Raw genomic sequence first — 314 nt, 5'->3', positions numbered from 1 at the left:
CCACTGCTTTTTGAGAAGTTACCTTTAGTACTTGTAGGCACTTGTTTCCCATACAAATAAATTTCACCGCTGTATTCAGGATCCAATAATCCACAAATATTTAGTAACGTTGACTTCCCACTTCCTGAAGGTCCACATAAGGCAACTGTTTCACCAGTATTTATGGTTGCACTCACACCACGCAGAGCATGAATCTCTGTAGATCCTGTTTTATAGGATTTTGTTAAATTTCTAAAACTTAACATCTGCTACTCTTCTATTTGTGCCTTAAAATGATTAATTGCTGTTATATACTGCATAATAACCTCAGCTTT

At 36.0% G+C, this 314-nt stretch carries 1 protein-coding gene; it reads right to left on the bottom strand.

Annotated features, from left to right (window positions below; genetic code table 11):
- The coding region (locus CJF42_RS26515) for an ATP-binding cassette domain-containing protein (RefSeq protein WP_141235719.1) at positions 1–245 on the bottom strand (245 nt) is incomplete at its 3' end.
- Positions 246–314: the final 69 nt, after the last annotated feature.

Origin of the sequence: Pseudoalteromonas sp. NBT06-2 (assembly GCF_002276045.1) — a bacterium.
In the GTDB taxonomy this organism is placed as follows: Bacteria; Pseudomonadota; Gammaproteobacteria; order Enterobacterales; family Alteromonadaceae; genus Pseudoalteromonas.
Note: the sequence above shows the minus strand (reverse complement) of the source record. Positions and strands in the feature narration are given on the sequence as shown.